Source organism: Desulfuromonas acetexigens (assembly GCF_900111775.1).
GTDB lineage: Bacteria > Desulfobacterota > Desulfuromonadia > Desulfuromonadales > Trichloromonadaceae > Trichloromonas > Trichloromonas acetexigens.
Genome location: NZ_FOJJ01000001.1, coordinates 355,665 through 373,583 on the forward strand (window position 1 = coordinate 355,665; position 17,919 = coordinate 373,583).

Consider the following 17,919-nt stretch of genomic DNA (forward strand, 5'->3'; position numbering starts at 1 on the left):
TTCAGACGTCTCCCTTGATCCCCTTGGTGTTGGTGTAAAGAAATTTGCGCACCACGGGATTCTGACTGTTTTTGATTTCATCCGGTGTGCCGACCACCACGATTTCGCCGCCGTCGATCATGGCGATACGATCAGAGAGATACAGGGCGAAACTCAGGTCGTGGGTGACGATGACGGTGGTGAGGTTGACCTTGGCCTTGAGATCCATGATCACCTGGGCGAGTTCGTCGGAGGTAATCGGATCGAGTTCGGCGGTCGGCTCATCATAGAGGATCAGATCGGGATTCATCGCCAGGGAGCGGGCGATAGCGACCCGCTTCTTCATCCCCCCGGAAAGCTCCGAAATGAGTTTCTCCTCGTTCCCCTCCAGCCCGACCAGGGCGAGCTTTTCCGCGACAATGGCGCGGATGCGCTCTTCGGGACAGACCCGCTTTTCCCTGAGCCACAACCCCACATTCTCCCCCACGGTCAGGGAGTTGAAGAGCGCCGAGGTCTGAAAGACCATGCTGTAGCGGTAGCTTGAAGCGCCCTTGTCGGCGGCGGAGATATCCTCGCCATCGATGTGGATGCGCCCAGCATCGGGCTCGATCAGGCCCACGATATGCTTGAGCAGCACGCTCTTCCCTGTGCCCGAGGGGCCGATGATGGAAAAGGTCTCCCCAGGGGCGATATCGAGATGGATGTCGCGCAGCACGGCCCGGCCGTCGAAGGATTTACTCAGCCCCTCGATGCGCAGGCTGACCCCACGCGGTTCGGCATAGTTGGTGACCCCGTGCGACTCGGGAACAAACCAGTCGGCGAACAGTCCGCTGAACATCGCTCCTCCCGGGAAAAAGCTCACATCATCATCCGACTGAGAAAATAGTCGGCCACCAGAATCATGACAAAGGACATGACCACGGCACGAGTGGTCGACTGGCCGATGCCCCGCGCCCCGCCTTTGGTCTTGAAGCCGACATAGCAGCCGACATGGGCGATGATGCCGCCGAAGACCGTAGCCTTGGTCAGACCCTTGAAAATCTCTTCATAGCCGATGGCACGGATCAGGTTTTCGTAATAGACGTTGTAGGGTACATCGATCAACGGATTGACGTTGCTGATAAAGGCCCCACCGGCGATGCCGATGAGCATGGAAAAGATCACCAGGCAAGGAACCGCGAGCAGGCAGGCGAGCAGACGGGGCATGGCCAGATAGCGCACCGGGTTGATTTCCAGGGTGCGCAGGGCGTCGATCTCCTCGTAAACCTGCATCGCTCCGACCTCGGCGGCCATCGACGAGCCGACCCGCCCGGCCACCAGCAGGCTGGTCATCACCGGCCCCAACTCCTTGACCATGGAAAGGCCGACAATCGCCCCGATCACTTCCTGGGTGCCGTAAAGAGCCAGCTCCGATCCGGTCTGCAGAGCGAGCACCATGCCGACGAAGAGGGCCAGCACCAAAGCTACCGGCAGGGTGCCGATGCCGACTTCAGCGGTCTGCCGGAAGATCGACGGCAGATTGCGCGGCGCGGCGCGGAAGAAATAGATGGTCTGGGCGAAGAGTCGCACCATCTCGCCGGCAGTCTGGGCCATATTCATGAGTTGCCGGCCGATCGCCTCGATCATGGGGTTTCTCCCGTTGCCGCTGCAGCGCCCCAGGCCAGAGGCCAGGGGAGATAGAAGAGATTGATGCGCCCGCCGTCGCCGTCATGGCGGTAGCGGAAGAATCCTTTGAGCAGGCTCAGGTCCGTCCCCGCGCCGTCCCGACGGGTGTAGCGGAAGAAGGGAAAGACCTCCACCGCCCGATCCTCGCCGCGCCGCTCCTGCCAGTAGAGATTCCATAGAAAGCTGGAAGCGCTGTTGCCCGAATCGTCCCACTTGTGCTGATAAAGGCGCCAGAGGGGAGCCCAGTTCCGTTCGATGCCTGGCTGCTCGGGAAAGATCGGCTCCAATAGCGACAGCAGGTGCAGATGATTGACGTTATTGGCGCGCCGAAACGAAACCAGGGGCCAAAGATCGATGCGTTTACGATAGGGAACGGATTCATCTGCCAGGGTTTCCTCTTGGTTGGAATAGAGGAAAAAAAGGACCCGATCCCGGCGAAAGCGATAGTTTTCGTTGCGGTTCTCCTCAATTTTATAGAGCGGCCAAAGAAACCAGCGCTTGCGCTGCTCGCCGACCCGTTCGTCGGCAAAGAGGGGAAGCAAGCGCAGCCCTTCACGATCTTCCCCCTTGGTGAGACGCACCAGGGGAAAGGGCAGATCCCATTGCTCGAAATTCCGCCGCCGATCGATGACATGACCGAAGAAAGGCCAGAGCCAGGTACTGCGGGAATAGGCCGGTGAGTCATCGGTCAGATAAAAGGGGAAGACAGCGCGAATCCGTCGGGGATTGTCGCCGTCAAGCTGGAGATCCTCGGAAAAAAAGATCGGCCACAGAAAATAGTCTTTGCGATAGACCCCATCCTTGCGGCTGCTCCCCCACAGTGGCCAGATGCCGACCCCCGACTCGTCCGGCCCTTGACTCCGGGAAAAGAAGGGCCACAGCCAATGCTCGGTCTGCGTCTCATCTTTTATCGTCCGGGCATGGAGGGGAAAGAGGGTGAAACGGATCTCGTCCCGGCCAAAGCGTTCCCGCAGCTTCCCGCCGAAAGGAAAGAAGGCGAAATAATCCTTCCCCTCCCCGGCTCCCTGCCGGGAAAAGATAAAAGGAAAGAGGGTGAAACGGCTCCCCTCCTCTTTTTCGTCGTGCCGCGCGCGATAATCGAGGAACTGCAGGCCACGCCAGTTGGTTTCCTCGGCGGAACGGGACGTGGTCAGCAGCGGATAGAGCACCTGGACGAAACGCTCATCCTCGCCATCGGTGGCGCGGTAAAGCAAAGGTCGCAAGGCGAATTCCCGCTCTACCCCCTTGCTCTCGAACTTGAGCAGCGGCCCGAGAAGATGCAGAACCCGGTAGTCGGAAACGGGGGAAGCGCGGTAATCGAAGAGCGGCCACAACGTCCGGACAGACCCCTCCTCCTCCGCCTGGACCGGGGAAGAAAATGCCGGCAACAACAGCGTACAAAGGAGCAGCAATAGCGGCATAAAGGGCGTGAAGGAGGTGTTGCCCAAGGACTTCCTCGCAAGACAAAGACATTTTAATAAAAAGCGGGTCGATCCTAGCACGGGACAGGATTAAACTCAACAATAGCCCGGTGCGGATTCAAACTTTGCGGCAACCGCTCAGTCGGCTTTTCCCGTCTCCAGCAAGCGATCCATCGCTTCCCGCGCCGGAGTATAGTCGGGATTGAGTTCGAGCGCCTTTTCCAACGCCTCGAAGGCACCACCGGTATTTCCCATCCGACTCCGGCACATCCCGAGAAAATAAAAGAACTCGCAGCAAGGAATCTCGGTGGTGAATCGGCCCCGTTCCTCGATGATATCAAGGGTGGTAACCGCCTCCTCGAAATGCCCTTGGCCGTAAAGCTCCATCGCCGCGCCGATGTGTTCATAATCGTCAATCAGCGGTGTTTCGGGCAATTCCTGGCCTTGCAGGCGCGCCACCATTTCGCTTAGGGCAGCGCGGGCTTCCCCCGGGGGGAGTTTGTCGACAACCTGCCGCCAGCGGGTGACGGCCGAGGGGTAATCGCCGAAGAGATAATCGATGCGTCCCAGCACATTTTGCGCCTGAAGATTGTCCGGTTGCGCTTTCACCACCTCCTGCAGATAACCCATGGCTTTGAGCAGATAGGCCCGGGCCTCGGCGAACTCGCTGAACATCTGGGACAGCTGAAAATATTCGATGCCCAGACGCAGGCGCAGGCCGAGGTTCTCTGCGTCGAGCAAAGCCAGGATCTTCATGTAGGTGATCTTGCGGCGGATATAGAAACTGTCCACTTCCTTGTGATCGAGCATGAGGATCTGGGCGCCGAGGTCGGCAAGATAGTGTGGGTAGGCATCGCGCAGGAGTTCGGCATAGGGACGATTGCGCAGGCAGTCGGGAAACTGGCGCAGATAGTCGTAAATTCCTTCGCCGATGGCATTGGCGGAAGGAGCTCCATCCTTGAGGGCTTCGGGATGGATCGGCAGCGGAATCACCGGCAACGGGACAGGGGTCTGTTCGGGGCCCACCGGCACGGTCATCCCCGCTTCGGGAGCCCACAGGGTGAAATGTTCGGGATCGAGAGAAAGTTCGTTTGAATACGGTGACATGGCAAAAATCCTTAAAGTAATGGATTAAGCTTTTCGATCAGAAAAGCCGTTCGGGAAAGGTGTCGATCCCCGCGTTGACGCCGACGGTCTTGTAGATTTTTATGTCGTCCCAGGGTCCGGAAAGGATGCCGTCGTGGATCGCCCAGGCGCGGCCACGCACGGTCTCTTCCATCCCCGGTTGCCGGAAGGGGGTCGAGCCGTCGAGACGCCGGAAGAGCTCACCTCCGGGGTGAAATTCCTGATTGATCCAGAGCATCAGCTGCTTGCCGGTGATGTAATCGAAGCCGTAGCGCTCGTAACGGATGGCGTTGCTGTAGGAGAGGGGTTCGGCGACGATGATGTCAATGCCGAGGGAGGTGACGAAGTCCTCGAACTGACGGAAGAAGCCGGAGAACATCTTCAAACCGCGGCGCACCTGATTGGGGGAGAGCCCGGCGGCCATGGCTTTCACCTCCTCATCGAGATTGCGGCGCAACGTGCCGAAGCAGTTGTCCCGCCCGTGTTCGTCCCGGTCGATGTCGAAGCGCGGGGCGTCAGGGTCGTTGATCAGGCAGAAGCTCAATTCGATCTGGCGAAAAGGGGTGTCGGCCACTTCCACGAAAAAGAGACAATCCTCATCCCCGGGATCGCGCCGGACCTCGATACGCAAAAGACCCATACCATCGGGACAGATGGTCGTAATCCGCTTTCGTCCATCAACCCCCATCCCGGTTTCGCGATCGATGGCGAAACGCTCAAAGAAAACCTCGGGAACCAGGCGGCGATAAATTGTCTCTTTTGCCCCCATCGGCAGGCGATTGATATCCTTCAGACTGAAGAGGGGAAAGCCGTCGGGATCGAGGAGATGACCGCCGGCGGCCTTCATCGGCCACCTCCGGTAGAAATGCAGTGCAATGGGAAAAGTTTCCGTTCAAGCACCCGCAGATTTTTTTCCAGGGATTCCTGGGCGCGGGCGAAGTCGTTAGGCTGCGCCAGGTGGGGCACGTCGCGCAAACGGGTGTCGTCGTAGCCCAGGTCGCGGATCAACGCAACAAAGTCGTCGGGAAGGTGATCAGAAACTTCGGCCCCAACGATGGCGGCCCAAAGGAGCGCCCAGGAGCGGGCGACGTTGAGCTTTTCGTAGCCGCCACCGCCGATGCAGACCCAGGGCAGGCCCGTGGCGAGAAACTCACGAGCGGCGTATTCGATGGTGCCGGTGGTCATTTCCAGGCGCGTGAGGGGGTCGGTGCGCAAGGTGTCGACCCCCATCTGGGTCACCAGTACATCGGGGGCAAAAGCCCGCAACATGGGGAGAACGACGCTGCGAAAGCCCTGCTCGAAAATCAGATCGTCGGAATGGGCACGAAAAGGGAGATTCACCGAGTAGCCGTACCCCTCCCCTTCTCCCAACTCTTGGGGAAAGCCGGTTTGGGGAAAGAAGTTTTCCCCGGATTCATGCAGGGAGATGGTGAGAACCTGGTTACTGGTATAAAAAGCTTCCTGCACGCCGTCGCCGTGGTGGGCGTCGATATCCACATACGCGACCCGCAAGCCCCGGCGGACGAGCTCCTGGATGGCGATGACCGCATCGTTCAGGTAGCTGAAACCGGAAGCGCGGGCGGCGTGGGCATGATGGTAGCCGCCAGCCAGGGAAAAGGCGACCCGGCAACCCACGTCCACGACCTGACGGGCGGCTTCCAAGGTGCCGCCGCAACCGAGCAGCGACCATTCATAAACGCCTTGGAAAACAGGATTTTCCACATCTCCCAGGCCATAGCGGAAATTCGCCCGGGGAGTGTTGTCGCGGCTGAATTCCTTGAGCGTCGCCAGATAGCCGGGGGCATGAAACCCGGCCAGCAACTCTTCCGGCGCAAAGGGGCACTCGACCTGGCGCACGCCGGGAAGATCCAAAAGGCCGAGCATGCGCAACAGCTCATAGGTCAGCCGGTAGCGCGCCACCTTGAAGGGATGGTCTTCGCCGAAGGTGAAATCGTCAAAGCGGCGTGAATAGACCAGAGCCCAAGAGTCTGAATTGGCAACTGTTTTTGACATGGGGCCTGTTTTACACCGGGCGCTGGCAAAGGTCAACCAGGGATTGCCCGGGAAACCGCGTGAATACAGGTTTTCCTTGATTCTTCCCGGGGGGCTACCTATAATATCCCGATTTTACCGGAAGATTGGAATCCATGGCGCTTTTCATCAGCTTTGAAGGCGGGGAAGGCTGCGGCAAGTCGACCCAGATCGCGGCCCTGGCCGCGCGCTTGACCAACCGGGGGATACCGGTGCTGGCGACCCGCGAACCGGGCGGCTGCGCCATCGCCGACGCCATTCGCCGCATTCTCCTCAATCCGGCCAATGCCACCCTGGTTCCCCGTGCGGAACTGCTCCTTTACGCCGCCGCCCGCGCCCAGCATGTGGATGAAGTCATCCAACCGGCCCTGAGCCAGGGCACCTGGGTGCTCTGCGATCGTTTCACCGACGCGACCGTCGCTTACCAGGGCGGGGGACGGCAACTGCCGTCGGCCACCATTGAGACCCTGAACCGAATCGCCACGGACGGACTGCAACCCGACCTCACTCTCCTGCTCGATCTGCCGGTGGAAGAAGGTCTGCGCCGGGCAATCGGCCGCAATGACCAGGACGGTACCGCCCATGAAGGGCGCTTCGAGGCGGAGACGCTGGCCTTTCATCAGCGGGTGCGCGTGGTCTACCAGCAACTCGCCGAGAGTCACGAGCGTTTTCGCGTCGTCGACGCCTTCGGGACAGTCGCCGCCGTTGCCGGACGGATTGACCGGGTTCTCGATGAATTTCTGGCGGAAAGAGGCATCCAACTGTGACCTTCAGCCAGATCCTCGGCCACGACCGGCAAAAGGATATCCTGCGGCGCGCCCTCGCCCACGGCCGCCTCGCCCACGCCTATCTCTTCGAAGGTCCCGAGGGGGTCGGCAAAAGGCTCATGGCGATCGCACTGACGAGAGCGCTCTTCTGCGCGGAAAAAACAGGCTGCGGCAGTTGCCCGGCCTGCCGCAAGATCGATCATCATAACCATCCCGACCTGCACATTCTTGAGGCGGAAGGACAGACGATCAAAATCGAACAGGTGCGGGCGTTGCAGAAGGAACTGGCCTTTCGACCCCTGGAAGGGCCGCGCAAGGTCTGCCTGATTGACGGCGCCGAACGGATGAACGCGGCGGCGGGGAACGCCCTGCTCAAGACCCTGGAGGAACCGAGCGGCGACGCCCTGCTGATCCTGCTCAGCAGCCGCCCCGAAAGTATTCTGAGCACCATCCGCTCCCGCTGCCAGCGCCTCCCCTTTACCCGTTTGCCTCAGGCGCAGCTCAAAGAAGTACTGCTCGAGCGCATGGCCCTCGATGCCACCCAGGGGCACATTCTGGCGGCCCTCTCCGAAGGAAGCTTCAAAAAGGCCCTGGGCAAGGATCGTGATCTCTACCTGGAAAAACGGCGGGAGCTGCTCAAGGCCCTGACCGCCCTGGCCCCCGGGCGGGTTCTGCCTCTTTTCGAGCTGGCGCAAACCCTGGCCGATGACAAGGACAGGATTTTCGATATCCTCGACATTTTTCAGGCTTTTTACCGGGATTTGCTTCTTTACCGGCAAGGACGCCCGGAAGAGGAACTGGTCAACATCGACCTGGCCGAGAAGATCCGTCGCGTCGCGGCGCGGGAAAGCCTCCCCTCGCTGCTGGCCAAGCTCGACGCCATCGACGCCGGCCGTCGCCACCTGGAACGTAACGTCAATCGCCAGCTCGCCCTGGAAGTACTGCTGATGCGGCTGGCCGCCTGATAAAATTCAACCGGAAGGTTCGCCGATAACATGCCGAAAATCGTTTCCCTGAAATTCCGCGATGCCGGAAAACATTATTTCTTCAACCCCCTTGATTTCGAACTGGCCAAGGGTGATCGGGTCGTGGTCGAAACCGACCGCGGTCGGGCGCTGGCCACGGTCGTGGTCCCACCGGAAGAACGAGCGGAGGACCAGCTTCCCGCTGATCTCAAAAGTGTCGTCCGGATCGCCACCGACGAAGATCTGGCCATGGCCCAGGCCAATGTCGAGCGGGAACGGGAGGCTTACCTCTACTGCCAGGATCGCATCCACAAACGCAACATGGAGATGAAGCTGGTGCGGGCCGAGTACCTCTTCGACGGCTCGAAGATCATCTTCTATTTCACCGCCGATGGCCGCGTCGACTTTCGCGAGCTGGTCAAGGATCTGGCCCATTATTTCCATACCCGCATCGAGATGCGTCAGATCGGCGTGCGCGACGAAGCCAAGTTGATCGGCGGCATCGGCATTTGCGGGCGGGAACTCTGCTGTTGCACCTTCCTCACCGAATTCACTCCGGTTTCCGTGCGCATGGCCAAGGAACAGGGGCTGGCGCTCAACCCGACCAAGATTTCCGGCCAGTGCGGACGCCTGCTCTGCTGCCTGAGCTACGAATTCGAAACCTACTGCAGTCTCAAAAAATGTCTGCCCAAGTGCGGTCGCAAGGTACAGCTTGACGGGATCAAGGGTGAGGTGGTGAATCAGGACGTTCTGCGGCAAAAGGTGCAAGTACGCCTTGAAGACGGCCGCAGCGTCGCCGTAACCTCCGAGCAGATCGAAGAAGGAAAGGGGCCGACCCCGGCCATGGGCGAGGAAGCCCCACGCCGCAACCGGCCATCGTCGGGGGGACGGGGCAAGCCGGGACGGGGCGAAGGCCGCTCCCAGTCCCCCGCCGCGCCGCCAAGCCCGCCCGTCCCGCCGACCAAACCGGCGAAACCGGCGAAACCGGCCCCACCGGTCGAGGTCAAAGCCCCGGAACCGCCGTCCGAAGGCGAAGAAGCCGCCAAGACCAGCCGCAAGCGGAGTCGCAGTCGCCGCCGCCCCCGTCGCAAATAAGCCAAGGAGAACACCCATGGATAGACGTTTTTATATCACCACGCCCATCTATTATGTAAACGATGTTCCCCATATTGGGCACGCTTACACCACCCTGGCTTGCGATGTCCTCGCCCGCTATAAGCGGGCCCGCGGCTATGAAGTCTTTTTTCTCACCGGCACCGACGAGCATGGGCAGAAGGTGGAAAAAGCCGCCATCGCCGCCGGCGAGACCCCGCTGGAACTGGCCGACCGTGTGGTCAAGCGCTTTCAGGCGCTGTGGGAAAAGCTGAACATTTCCCACACCGACTTCATCCGCACCACCCAGGAGCGCCATAAGAAAGGGGTTTCTGAACTCTTTCGGCGCATCGAGGCGAAGGGAGATATCTTTCTCGGCGAATACGAAGACTGGTACTGCACCCCCTGCGAAACCTTCTGGACCGAAACTCAGCTGATCAACGGCGCCTGCCCCGATTGCGGCCGTCCCACGGAAAAACTCAAGGAAGAGTCCTACTTCTTCCGCATGAGCAAATACCAGGAGGCGCTGCTCGCTCATATCGAAGCTAATCCTGATTTCATCCAGCCTCGGGGCCGGCGCAACGAAATTATCAGTTTCCTCAAAGAAGGATTACGCGACCTTTCCATCTCCCGCACCACCTTCTCCTGGGGGATTCCGGTGCCGGGTAATGAGCGTCACGTCATCTACGTTTGGTTCGATGCCCTGACCAACTACATCACCGCCCTCGGCTTTCCCGATGACGTCGATGGTAATTTCGCCAAGTTCTGGCCAGTCGATGCCCATGTCATCGGCAAGGACATCCTGCGTTTCCATACCGTCTACTGGCCGACCTTCCTCCTCGCCGCCGGGCTCCCTCTGCCGAAAAAGGTCTTTGCCCACGGCTGGTGGACGGTGGAGGGGCAGAAGATGAGCAAAAGCCTGCGCAACGTCGTCGAGCCGAACATGCTCATCGACAAATACGGGGTCGACGCCATCCGCTACTTCCTGCTGCGCGAAGTCCCCTTCGGCCTCGATGGCGATTTCTCCCACGCTGCCCTGGTTCATCGCATCAACTCCGATCTGGCCAATGACCTCGGCAACCTGGTCAGCCGCTCGACCGCCATGCTCGGCAAATATTTCGGCGGAACCCTCCCGGCCGCGGCGGCCAACGAGGCGCTCGATGAAGCCTTTATTCAACGATTTCCCGCTGCCATCACCAAGGTCGACGAACTGATGGATGAGCTGGCGTTCAACAAGGCGCTCCAGGCCATCTGGGAACTGGTCGGCGCCGCCAACAAATACATCGACGAGACCGCCCCCTGGGCCCTGGCCAAGGAGGAGAGCCTGCGCCCCCGCCTGGCGACGGTTATGTACAACCTGCTCGAAGGCACGCGGATCATCGCCCTGCTGGTCGCGCCCTTCATGCCGGAAACCGGCGCGTCGATTCTGCAAACCCTGGGAGTTCCGACAAAAGAACTGCAACTTGACGGTAACGACCGCTGGGGGCAATTACCGCCGGGAATCCAGGTCGCCAAAGCCGCTCCCCTCTTCCCGCGCATCGAAACGGAATAAAATTCCCGTTTCAGCAATTGTTTTATCCACAATGGGGCGCGCCGCGCCCCATTGCTTTTTTGGAGAAGAACCATGCAAGAGTCCCTCCCCCTGTTGATCGACACCCATGCCCATCTCGATCACGGCCAGTTCGACGAAGACCGACAAGCAGTCATTGAGCGCGCTTTTGATCAGGGAATTTCCCACATCCTCAGCGTCGGCTGCGACCTGGAAAGTTCCGCAGCCAATGTCCGCCTCGCTGAAACCTACCCCAACATTCACGCCGCCGTCGGCATTCATCCCCATGATGCGCCGCAAGCGGATGAGGCCGGAATCGTCCAACTGACGAAATTGCTGGAACAATCGGAAAAGATCGTCGCCGTCGGCGAGATCGGGCTCGATTTCTATCGTGATCGTGCCCCCCGGGATGTGCAGCGCCTCGCCTTCCGCCGTCAGATCGCCCTGGCCCGGCAGGTGAAAAAGCCGATCATCGTCCACGACCGGGATGCCCACGACGAGGTTTTACAAATTCTGCGTGAGGAAAAAGCCGCCGAGGTTGGCGGCGTGCTGCACTGTTTCAGCGGCGATAAAGAGATGGCTCGCGCCTGCCTCGATCTCGGTTTCTATCTTTCCTTTCCCGGGACCATCACTTATCCCAAAAATGATGCCACCCGTGAGGTGGTACGCGCTGTCCCGATCGATCATCTGCTGGTCGAAACCGATTGCCCCTATCTTGCCCCCCTGCCCTTTCGCGGCAAGCGCAACGAACCGGCCCATGTCCGCCAGACGGCGGCGATGATCGCCGAGATCAAAGGCCTGACCCTTGAGGATGTCGCTCGCATCACCAGCCGCAACGCCTGCACGCTTTTCGGCATCGGCGAAATTGACCAGAGCGGCAAGATCGCCTACCGCATCCGCGACTCTTTGTACCTCAATCTCACCAACCGCTGCTCCAACGCCTGTACCTTCTGCGCCAAGTTCAAGGAATTCGTGGTCAAGGGGCATGCGCTGAAGCTCGACCACGAACCCGATTTCACCGAAGTGATCCGGGCCATCGGCGATCCGACCCGATACAAGGAGGTGGTTTTCTGCGGTTACGGCGAGCCCCTGCTGCGCATCGAACTGGTCAAAGAGGTCGCTACCTGGCTCCACCAGCGGGGAGTTAAAGTGCGCATCAATAGCGACGGCCAGGCGAACCTGGTCCATGGACGCGACATCCTGCCGGAACTCGCCGGGCTGGTCGATACCCTCTCCGTTTCCCTCAATGCCGCCGACGGCGAGACCTATCAGCGCATCTGCCGTTCCCCCTATGGGGAACAGGCCTACGAGGGGGTCAAGGATTTCCTGCGACGGGCGCCGGCGCACATCCCCGAGGTCATCGCCACGGCGGTGACGCTGCCGGGGATCGATGTCGCCGCCTGCCGGGCTGTCGCCAAGGAATTGGGAGTGAATTTTCGCGAAAGGGAATACAACGAGGTAGGATAAAACGACTTAAGGCCGGATCGAGCGATCCGGCCTTTTCCATCTGTACCTATTTAATCTTCTGAATCGGGCAATTCGCCTTCGCCGAAAAGCTTGGGCGCCTTGTAATCCGGTAAGTCTGCCACATAAGGGCAGTCGGCGGGGAGAACGCCGAGTTTGACGATCTCCGGCGTCAGCGGGGTGCATCCGGGTCGGGCCAAGGCGCGGTCGGGATAGACAGTGCAGAGGTGGGTCTTGAGATCAAGCTTCTCGCAGGGGGTGTCGGTGTAATAGATCACCCCTTCGTAGTCGATCTTCTCGAAACAGCAGCGACCGCATCGGCGGCAACGCGCATCCCATTCCGTTTCCTCGACGGCCAATCGATACTCCTTCGATAAAAAAATAGAGGTGGAGCTTTTAGCAAGCTCCACCCCCAGGGTGGTACGCCCAAGGGGATTCGAACCCCTGTCGCCGGCGTGAAAGGCCGGTGTCCTAGGCCAGGCTAGACGATGAGCGCGTAAATTGTTTCGAGCGGTAACCGCTTAAATATCCTTGGCTGGGGTGCTAGGATTCGAACCTAGGGATGACGGAGTCAGAGTCCGTTGCCTTACCGCTTGGCTACACCCCAAGAACGGAAGCTGTTTTTAACAGAGAAGCCCTATACAGTCAAGAAAAAATACCACCCTATTTCGAAATTATCATCCTCGGTCGAAACGACTGCACGGCAAACTCTCAATGCTTCCGGTCAGAGATATTCATCCCTTGGGTGTAATCGCAAAAATCCGCGAAGAAGATTCAGCAAGAAGTTTTCCATCGGCTTCGACACGGGCCTGCACAAAGTGAATTTTCTTTTTTTGTTCAACCACTTCGGCGAAAACAAGGAGTTCGGTCTCAACGGGAACAGGCAATTTATACTTGACTGTCAGTTCCGCTGTGACAAAATGCTCGCCGGTTGCGCGGCACGCGTATACGCCTGCTTCATCGAGCAGGGTCGCGAGAATTCCACCATGGACCAGCCCCTGCCACCCCTGAAATTGGCTGGGGATACGGATCACGCAATGGGCGCGGCGTCCTTCTTTATCCACGACAAAATCGGCATGCAATCCCTGGGGGTTGGCGGGTCCGCATACAAAGCATTGGTCATCCGATAAAACTTCCATAAGACTCGGTCCTCCTGAGTTGGAGACAAGAAACGGTTGTCCAAAAAAAATTTAATGGTAGAATGCCTACCATTGCAAATCAACCTTAACAATGCAAAAAAGGAGAGAGTAGATGAAAAGAACAGCCCTGCTTATCGTTTTGTTGGTTGCATCATTGTCGCTGGTCGCCTGCAGCAAAAAAGAGGAAGCTCAAGCGCCGGCACCCGAGAAAGCCGCTGAAACCAGTGCCGCAGCCGTCACTGAAAAAGTTGCCGAAGCCGGTGCAAAGGTAGAAGAGAAGGCCGCAGATGTGGCTGCCCAGGTTGAAGAGAAAGCCGTAGAAGCTGCCGCGGCCACGGAAAGTGCCGTTCAGGCTGCCACGGAAAAGGCTGGCGAAGTCGCCGCTCAGGTTGAGGAAAAAGCCGCCGAGACCACCGAGGCCGGTAAAGAAGTTGTCGCCGCCGCCGTTGCCGCCGTTGCCGGCGCGGTAGCTGCCACCGAGGAGAAGGCTGCCGAAGTCGCCGGCGCCGTCGAGGAAAAAGCCGCTGAAGCGACCCAGGCCGTTGCCGAAACCGCCACTGCCGTTGCCGAAGCCGCTTCCGGCGACAGCGTCGTCATCGAGAACACCTACGGCAAGGTCACCTTCAATCACACGGTTCACTCCGAAGCCTTTGATTGCGCCCTCTGCCACGGTGAAGGCGAGCCCGGCGCCCTCGACATGGGCAAAGATGCCGCCCACGCCGCCTGCAAAGGCTGTCATCAGGAAAAAGGCGCCGGCCCCACCAAGTGTTCCGAGTGCCACGTTAAGTAATTCGATCCAAAATTCAGCGTAAAACCGAAGGGGGAGCCGGCAAGTGGCTCCCCCTTTTTATTTCGGCTTCGGTCATTTCATGCTGAATTTGTACTCATACTGACGTTTCTTCCCGTCGGCCAATTTTGTCCCGATTTTGAAGAGATATTCCCCCTTTTCGGCTAGGGTCAGGTCGGCGCCGAAATGACCGTCCATCCCAACCAGAGTGAGTGCGCCACTTTCCTTGCCGGCGGGATCGATGATTTTGACCGCCGCCAGTCCCTGTTCCATCGGCTCTCCATCGGAAACCCGATAGAATTCCACCATCAGATGATGGGTATGGTCCATCCCGACCTTGGCCATGGCCGCCTTGACATCCTTGAGGTGGGCCATCGCCTCGACCTCCTCCACCACCTGCTCGCCGAGCATGATGGTCTCGCCGTCCATTTCCATGCCGGAATGGCTTTTCTGAGCATGTCCGGCATGCGCTTCCTTCTCGGTCTCGGTTTTAAGGCCATGCCCTTTGTGCTCATCCATTGCCGCCGAAGTAAACGGTGCGGTCCCAAGCAAAGTCCCGACCAGCAAATAAATCCATTGTTTTTTCATGATGTCATCTCCTTGATGAATTTACCGGGCCTATGCCCGGATTCGGTTGTTAATGTTCCTGTAACGGCACCTCTCCGCTCGGTAGCATCGACGGATCGAGTTGCCTGCCTTTCCAGATATAGAAGATTACCGGGTACACCAGCAACTCCAGCGCCAGAGACGTGATGGAGCCGCCGACCATCGGCGCGGCGATGCGCTTCATGACGTCGGCCCCGGCGCCGGTGCTCCACATGATGGGGAACAGGCCGACGATGATCGTCACCACCGTCATGACCTTGGGCCGGATACGTTTGACCGCACCCTGATGCACCGCTTGGACCAGATCGCCGCGGGTCAGCATCCGCCCCTCTTCCGTTCGACGTTTGTGGGCGAGATCGAGGTAGAGCAGCATCACCACCCCGGTTTCGGCATCGAGTCCAGCCAGGGCGATGAGTCCGACCCAGACGCCGATGGACATATTGTAATCGAGCAGATAGAGCAACCAGAAGGCCCCAACCAGGGAGAAGGGAACGGCTAGAAAGACGATGGCCGTTTTCACCGCCGAGCGGGTGCTCAGATAGATGATAACGAAGATGATCACCAGGGTCAGGGGAACGATCAGCAGCAGCCGGGCGCGGGTCGACTCGATGTACTCGTACTGGCCGCTCCAGACGATGTTGTAGCCGGAGGGGAGCTTGATGTGCTCGGCCACGGTCTTCTGCGCGGTTTTGACGTAAGTACCGACGTCGATCCCCTTGATGTCGACGTAGACCCAGGCGGTACGCCGGGCGTTCTCGCTCTTGATGCTGTCCGAATCGTTGCAGATGCTGAAGGTCACCAGCTGTTCCAGGGGAATCTGAGCGCCGTTCGGGGCCGCCACCAGCACCCGCTTAAGCGCCGGGAGGTCGCTGCGGAAATCCCGGTCGTAGCGCAGGCTCACCGGATAGCGCTCCAGCCCCTCGACGGTCTCGGTCACGGTCATGCCGCCGAGGGCCGCCTGAATGACGGACTGGATATCGCCGACCTGAATGCCGTAGCGGGCGGCGGCGAGGCGGTCGATTTCCAGATCGAGGTAGGAGCCGCCCACCGAGCGCTCGGCGATGGCCGAAAGGGTCCCCGGCAGGGGCCGCACCAGGGCCTCGATCTCCTCACCGAGGCGGCCGAGCACTTCCAGATCCGGCCCCATGACCTTGATGCCAACCGGGGTCTTGATGCCGGTGGAGAGCATGTCGATGCGGGTCTTGATCGGCATGGTCCAGGCATTGGTCAGCCCCGGGAACTGGATGGCGGCGTTGAGCTCGTCGATGAGTTGCTCGGGAGAGATACGCGCCATCTCGGGCCAGGCCCAGCGCAGGGGAACCTTGAGGAACTCGCTCCACTCGGGCCAACCGCTGTAAAAACGGTGGGTGGGCACCTGCCGCCACTCCTCTTCCGGTTTGAGCATGATCGTCGTTTCGATCATCATCATCGGCGCCGGATCGGTGGCGGTTTCGGCCCGGCCGATCTTGCCGAAGACGTGATGCACCTCGGGAAACTGGCGGATGATGCGGTCGGTCTGCTGCAGCACCTCCTTGGCCTTGGTCACCGACAGCCCTGGCAGGGTGGTCGGCATGTAGAGCAGATCCCCCTCGTACAGAGGCGGCATGAATTCGGTCCCCATCTTGGAGAGGGGATAGGCAATGGAGAGGACCAGCAGCACCGCCACCAGCAGCGTCGTCTTGCGCCAGCGCAACACCCCATCGACCAGGGGATGATAGAGGCGAATCAGCAGTCGGTTGATAGGATTGCGCTCTTCCGAATGGATCTTACCGCGAATGAACCAGGCCATCAGCACTGGCACCAGGGTGATCGAGAGGATGGCGGCGGCGGCCATGGCGTAGGTTTTGGTGAAAGCCAGCGGCTTGAACATGCGTCCGGCCTGCTCTTGCAGGGTGAAGACCGGAGCGAAGGAGACGGTGATCACCAGCAGCGCGAAGAAGATGGTCGGCCCGACCTCCTTGGCCGCTTGGGCGATGATTTCCGAGCGCGGGCGCTTGCCCCGGTAATTTTCCAGGTGCTTGTGGGCATTTTCGACCATGATGATGGCCGAGTCGACCATGGTGCCGATGGCGATGGCGATCCCCCCCAGGCTCATGATGTTGACGTTGATCCCCTGGGCGTACATGATGATGAAGGACATGAGGATCGCCACCGGCAGCGCCAGCACCACCACCGCCGCGCTCGGCAGATGAAAGAGGAAGAGGATGATCACCAGGGCGACGACGATGCTCTCCTCCAGCAGCTTCTCCTGCAAGTTGGAGGTGGCGCGCAGAATCAGCCCGGAGCGGTCGTAGACGGGGACGATCTCGACCCCTTCCGGCAGCCCCGCCTTGAGCTCCTGCAGCTTGCGCTTGACGTTGTCGATGGTCTTCAGGGCATTTTCGCCGAAGCGCATGACGATGATACCGCCGACCGTCTCCCCTTCCCCGTTGAGTTCGGCGATCCCCCGGCGCATCTCCGGCCCCAGGCGCACGTCGGCGATATCCCGCAGCAGCACCGGGGTGCCGCGCTGGTTGGTTCCCACCACCACCTGCTTCAAATCATCCAGCGACTGGATATAGCCGCGACTGCGCACCACGAACTCGGTCTCGGCCATTTCGATGGCGCCGCCGCCGACATCGAGATTGCTGTTCTTGATCGCCATTTCGACCATCGGCAGGGACATGCCGTAGGCCAGCAGCCGGTTCGGATCGACCGCCACCTGATACTGCTTGACGAAACCGCCGAGGCTGGCGACTTCGGCCACGCCCTCCACGGAAGTCAGCTCGTAGCGCAGAAACCAGTCCTGGATGGCCCGCAGCTCCTGCAGGTTGTGACGGTCGCTGACCAGGGCGTATTCGAAAACCCAGCCGACCCCGGTGGCGTCGGGACCGAGGGTCGGCGTGACCCCTTGGGGGAGCCGCCCGGACACATAATTGAGATATTCCAGCACCCGGGAACGAGCCCAGTAGATGTCGGTGCCGTCCTCGAAGATGATGTAGACGAAGGAGTAGCCGAAGAAGGAGTAGCCGCGCACCACCTTGGCGCCGGGCACTGCCAGCATCTGGGTGGTCAGGGGATAGGTGACCTGATCCTCCACCACCTGCGGTGCCTGCCCCGGGTATTCGGTAAAGACGATCACCTGCACGTCGGAGAGGTCGGGGATGGCGTCGATGGGGATGTTTTTCAGGGAATAGAGGCCGAAGACGATGAGAAAGACCGTCGCCAGAATCACCATGAATTTATTGTGCATCGACCAGTCGATGATTTTTTCGAGCATATCGGAACCTTGTACGGTGAGGGGTGAGGCGTAAGGAGTGAAGGGGAAAACCAGATCCTGGTTAAATCCG

General features: G+C 59.7%; 16 protein-coding genes and 2 tRNA genes. 6 read left to right on the forward strand and 12 right to left on the reverse strand.

Features of this window, described 5'->3' with window-relative positions:
* Window position 1: 1 nt before the first annotated feature.
* The 6 genes from BQ4888_RS01720 to BQ4888_RS01745 all read right to left on the reverse strand — a co-directional run bounded on the left by BQ4888_RS01720 (window position 2) and on the right by BQ4888_RS01745 (window position 6,203).
* Entirely contained in the window at window positions 2-817 is an 816-nt protein-coding gene (locus tag BQ4888_RS01720; protein WP_092052826.1) for an ABC transporter ATP-binding protein, read from the reverse strand.
* Between the two features lie 20 nt (window positions 818-837).
* Window positions 838-1,605: an MlaE family ABC transporter permease gene (locus BQ4888_RS01725; RefSeq protein WP_092052828.1), complete on the reverse strand. Its 768-nt coding sequence runs from the start codon at window positions 1,603-1,605 to the stop codon at window positions 838-840.
* Window positions 1,602-3,092 (reverse strand): hypothetical protein, encoded by a 1,491-nt coding sequence (locus BQ4888_RS01730; protein ID WP_140396577.1) that lies wholly within the window; start codon window positions 3,090-3,092, stop codon window positions 1,602-1,604. Before BQ4888_RS01730 ends, BQ4888_RS01725 begins: the two co-directional genes overlap by 4 nt.
* Before the next feature lie 111 nt (window positions 3,093-3,203).
* Window positions 3,204-4,172, reverse strand: a complete 969-nt coding sequence (locus tag BQ4888_RS01735; protein WP_092052833.1) for a tetratricopeptide repeat protein — start codon at window positions 4,170-4,172, stop codon at window positions 3,204-3,206.
* A 37-nt stretch (window positions 4,173-4,209) separates the two neighbouring features.
* Window positions 4,210-5,037, reverse strand: coding sequence for a hypothetical protein (locus BQ4888_RS01740; RefSeq protein ID WP_092052836.1), 828 nt, complete (start codon window positions 5,035-5,037; stop codon window positions 4,210-4,212).
* Window positions 5,034-6,203, reverse strand: a complete 1,170-nt coding sequence (locus tag BQ4888_RS01745; protein ID WP_092052839.1) for an acetoin utilization protein AcuC — start codon at window positions 6,201-6,203, stop codon at window positions 5,034-5,036. Before BQ4888_RS01745 ends, BQ4888_RS01740 begins: the two co-directional genes overlap by 4 nt.
* A gap of 134 nt (window positions 6,204-6,337) precedes the next feature.
* Here BQ4888_RS01745 and tmk point away from each other — a divergent pair, with 134 nt between their 5' ends.
* The 5 genes from tmk (at window position 6,338) to BQ4888_RS01770 (ending at window position 12,061) form a co-directional block, all read left to right on the forward strand.
* The gene (tmk, locus tag BQ4888_RS01750; RefSeq protein WP_092052842.1) at window positions 6,338-6,988 is read left to right on the forward strand and encodes a dTMP kinase; all 651 of its coding nucleotides are present in this window, start codon (window positions 6,338-6,340) and stop codon (window positions 6,986-6,988) included.
* Complete coding sequence (holB, locus tag BQ4888_RS01755; RefSeq protein ID WP_092052845.1) at window positions 6,985-7,953, forward strand: DNA polymerase III subunit delta'; 969 nt, start codon at window positions 6,985-6,987, stop codon at window positions 7,951-7,953. Before tmk ends, holB begins: the two co-directional genes overlap by 4 nt.
* Before the next feature lie 30 nt (window positions 7,954-7,983).
* A complete protein-coding gene (locus BQ4888_RS01760; RefSeq protein WP_092052847.1) occupies window positions 7,984-9,048 on the forward strand; it encodes a PSP1 domain-containing protein in 1,065 nt (354 codons plus the stop codon).
* A gap of 16 nt (window positions 9,049-9,064) precedes the next feature.
* The gene (gene metG / locus BQ4888_RS01765) at window positions 9,065-10,597 is read left to right on the forward strand and encodes a methionine--tRNA ligase (RefSeq protein WP_092052850.1); all 1,533 of its coding nucleotides are present in this window, start codon (window positions 9,065-9,067) and stop codon (window positions 10,595-10,597) included.
* A 72-nt stretch (window positions 10,598-10,669) separates the two neighbouring features.
* A complete protein-coding gene (locus BQ4888_RS01770; RefSeq protein WP_092052853.1) occupies window positions 10,670-12,061 on the forward strand; it encodes a TatD family hydrolase in 1,392 nt (463 codons plus the stop codon).
* Between the two features lie 50 nt (window positions 12,062-12,111).
* On the opposite strand, the gene BQ4888_RS01775 is transcribed toward BQ4888_RS01770, so the two are convergent.
* The 4 genes from BQ4888_RS01775 to BQ4888_RS01790 all read right to left on the reverse strand — a co-directional run bounded on the left by BQ4888_RS01775 (window position 12,112) and on the right by BQ4888_RS01790 (window position 13,197).
* Window positions 12,112-12,417 (reverse strand): CxxCxxCC domain-containing protein, encoded by a 306-nt coding sequence (locus tag BQ4888_RS01775; RefSeq protein ID WP_176374237.1) that lies wholly within the window; start codon window positions 12,415-12,417, stop codon window positions 12,112-12,114.
* 59 nt (window positions 12,418-12,476) lie between these two features.
* A tRNA-Glu gene (locus BQ4888_RS01780) sits at window positions 12,477-12,554 on the reverse strand.
* A gap of 36 nt (window positions 12,555-12,590) precedes the next feature.
* A tRNA-Gln gene (locus BQ4888_RS01785) sits at window positions 12,591-12,665 on the reverse strand.
* 127 nt (window positions 12,666-12,792) lie between these two features.
* Window positions 12,793-13,197 (reverse strand): PaaI family thioesterase, encoded by a 405-nt coding sequence (locus BQ4888_RS01790; RefSeq protein WP_092052856.1) that lies wholly within the window; start codon window positions 13,195-13,197, stop codon window positions 12,793-12,795.
* Window positions 13,198-13,309: 112 nt separating this feature from the next.
* Here BQ4888_RS01790 and BQ4888_RS01795 point away from each other — a divergent pair, with 112 nt between their 5' ends.
* Window positions 13,310-13,987, forward strand: a complete 678-nt coding sequence (locus BQ4888_RS01795) for a cytochrome c3 family protein (protein WP_092052858.1) — start codon at window positions 13,310-13,312, stop codon at window positions 13,985-13,987.
* A 72-nt stretch (window positions 13,988-14,059) separates the two neighbouring features.
* On the opposite strand, the gene BQ4888_RS01800 is transcribed toward BQ4888_RS01795, so the two are convergent.
* A complete protein-coding gene (locus BQ4888_RS01800) occupies window positions 14,060-14,572 on the reverse strand; it encodes a hypothetical protein (RefSeq protein ID WP_092052861.1) in 513 nt (170 codons plus the stop codon).
* A 49-nt stretch (window positions 14,573-14,621) separates the two neighbouring features.
* Window positions 14,622-17,849 carry an efflux RND transporter permease subunit gene (locus tag BQ4888_RS01805; RefSeq protein WP_092052864.1) on the reverse strand — a complete coding sequence of 1,076 codons (3,228 nt, stop codon included), beginning with the start codon at window positions 17,847-17,849 and terminating at the stop codon, window positions 14,622-14,624.
* Between the last annotated feature and the right edge of the window lie 70 nt (window positions 17,850-17,919).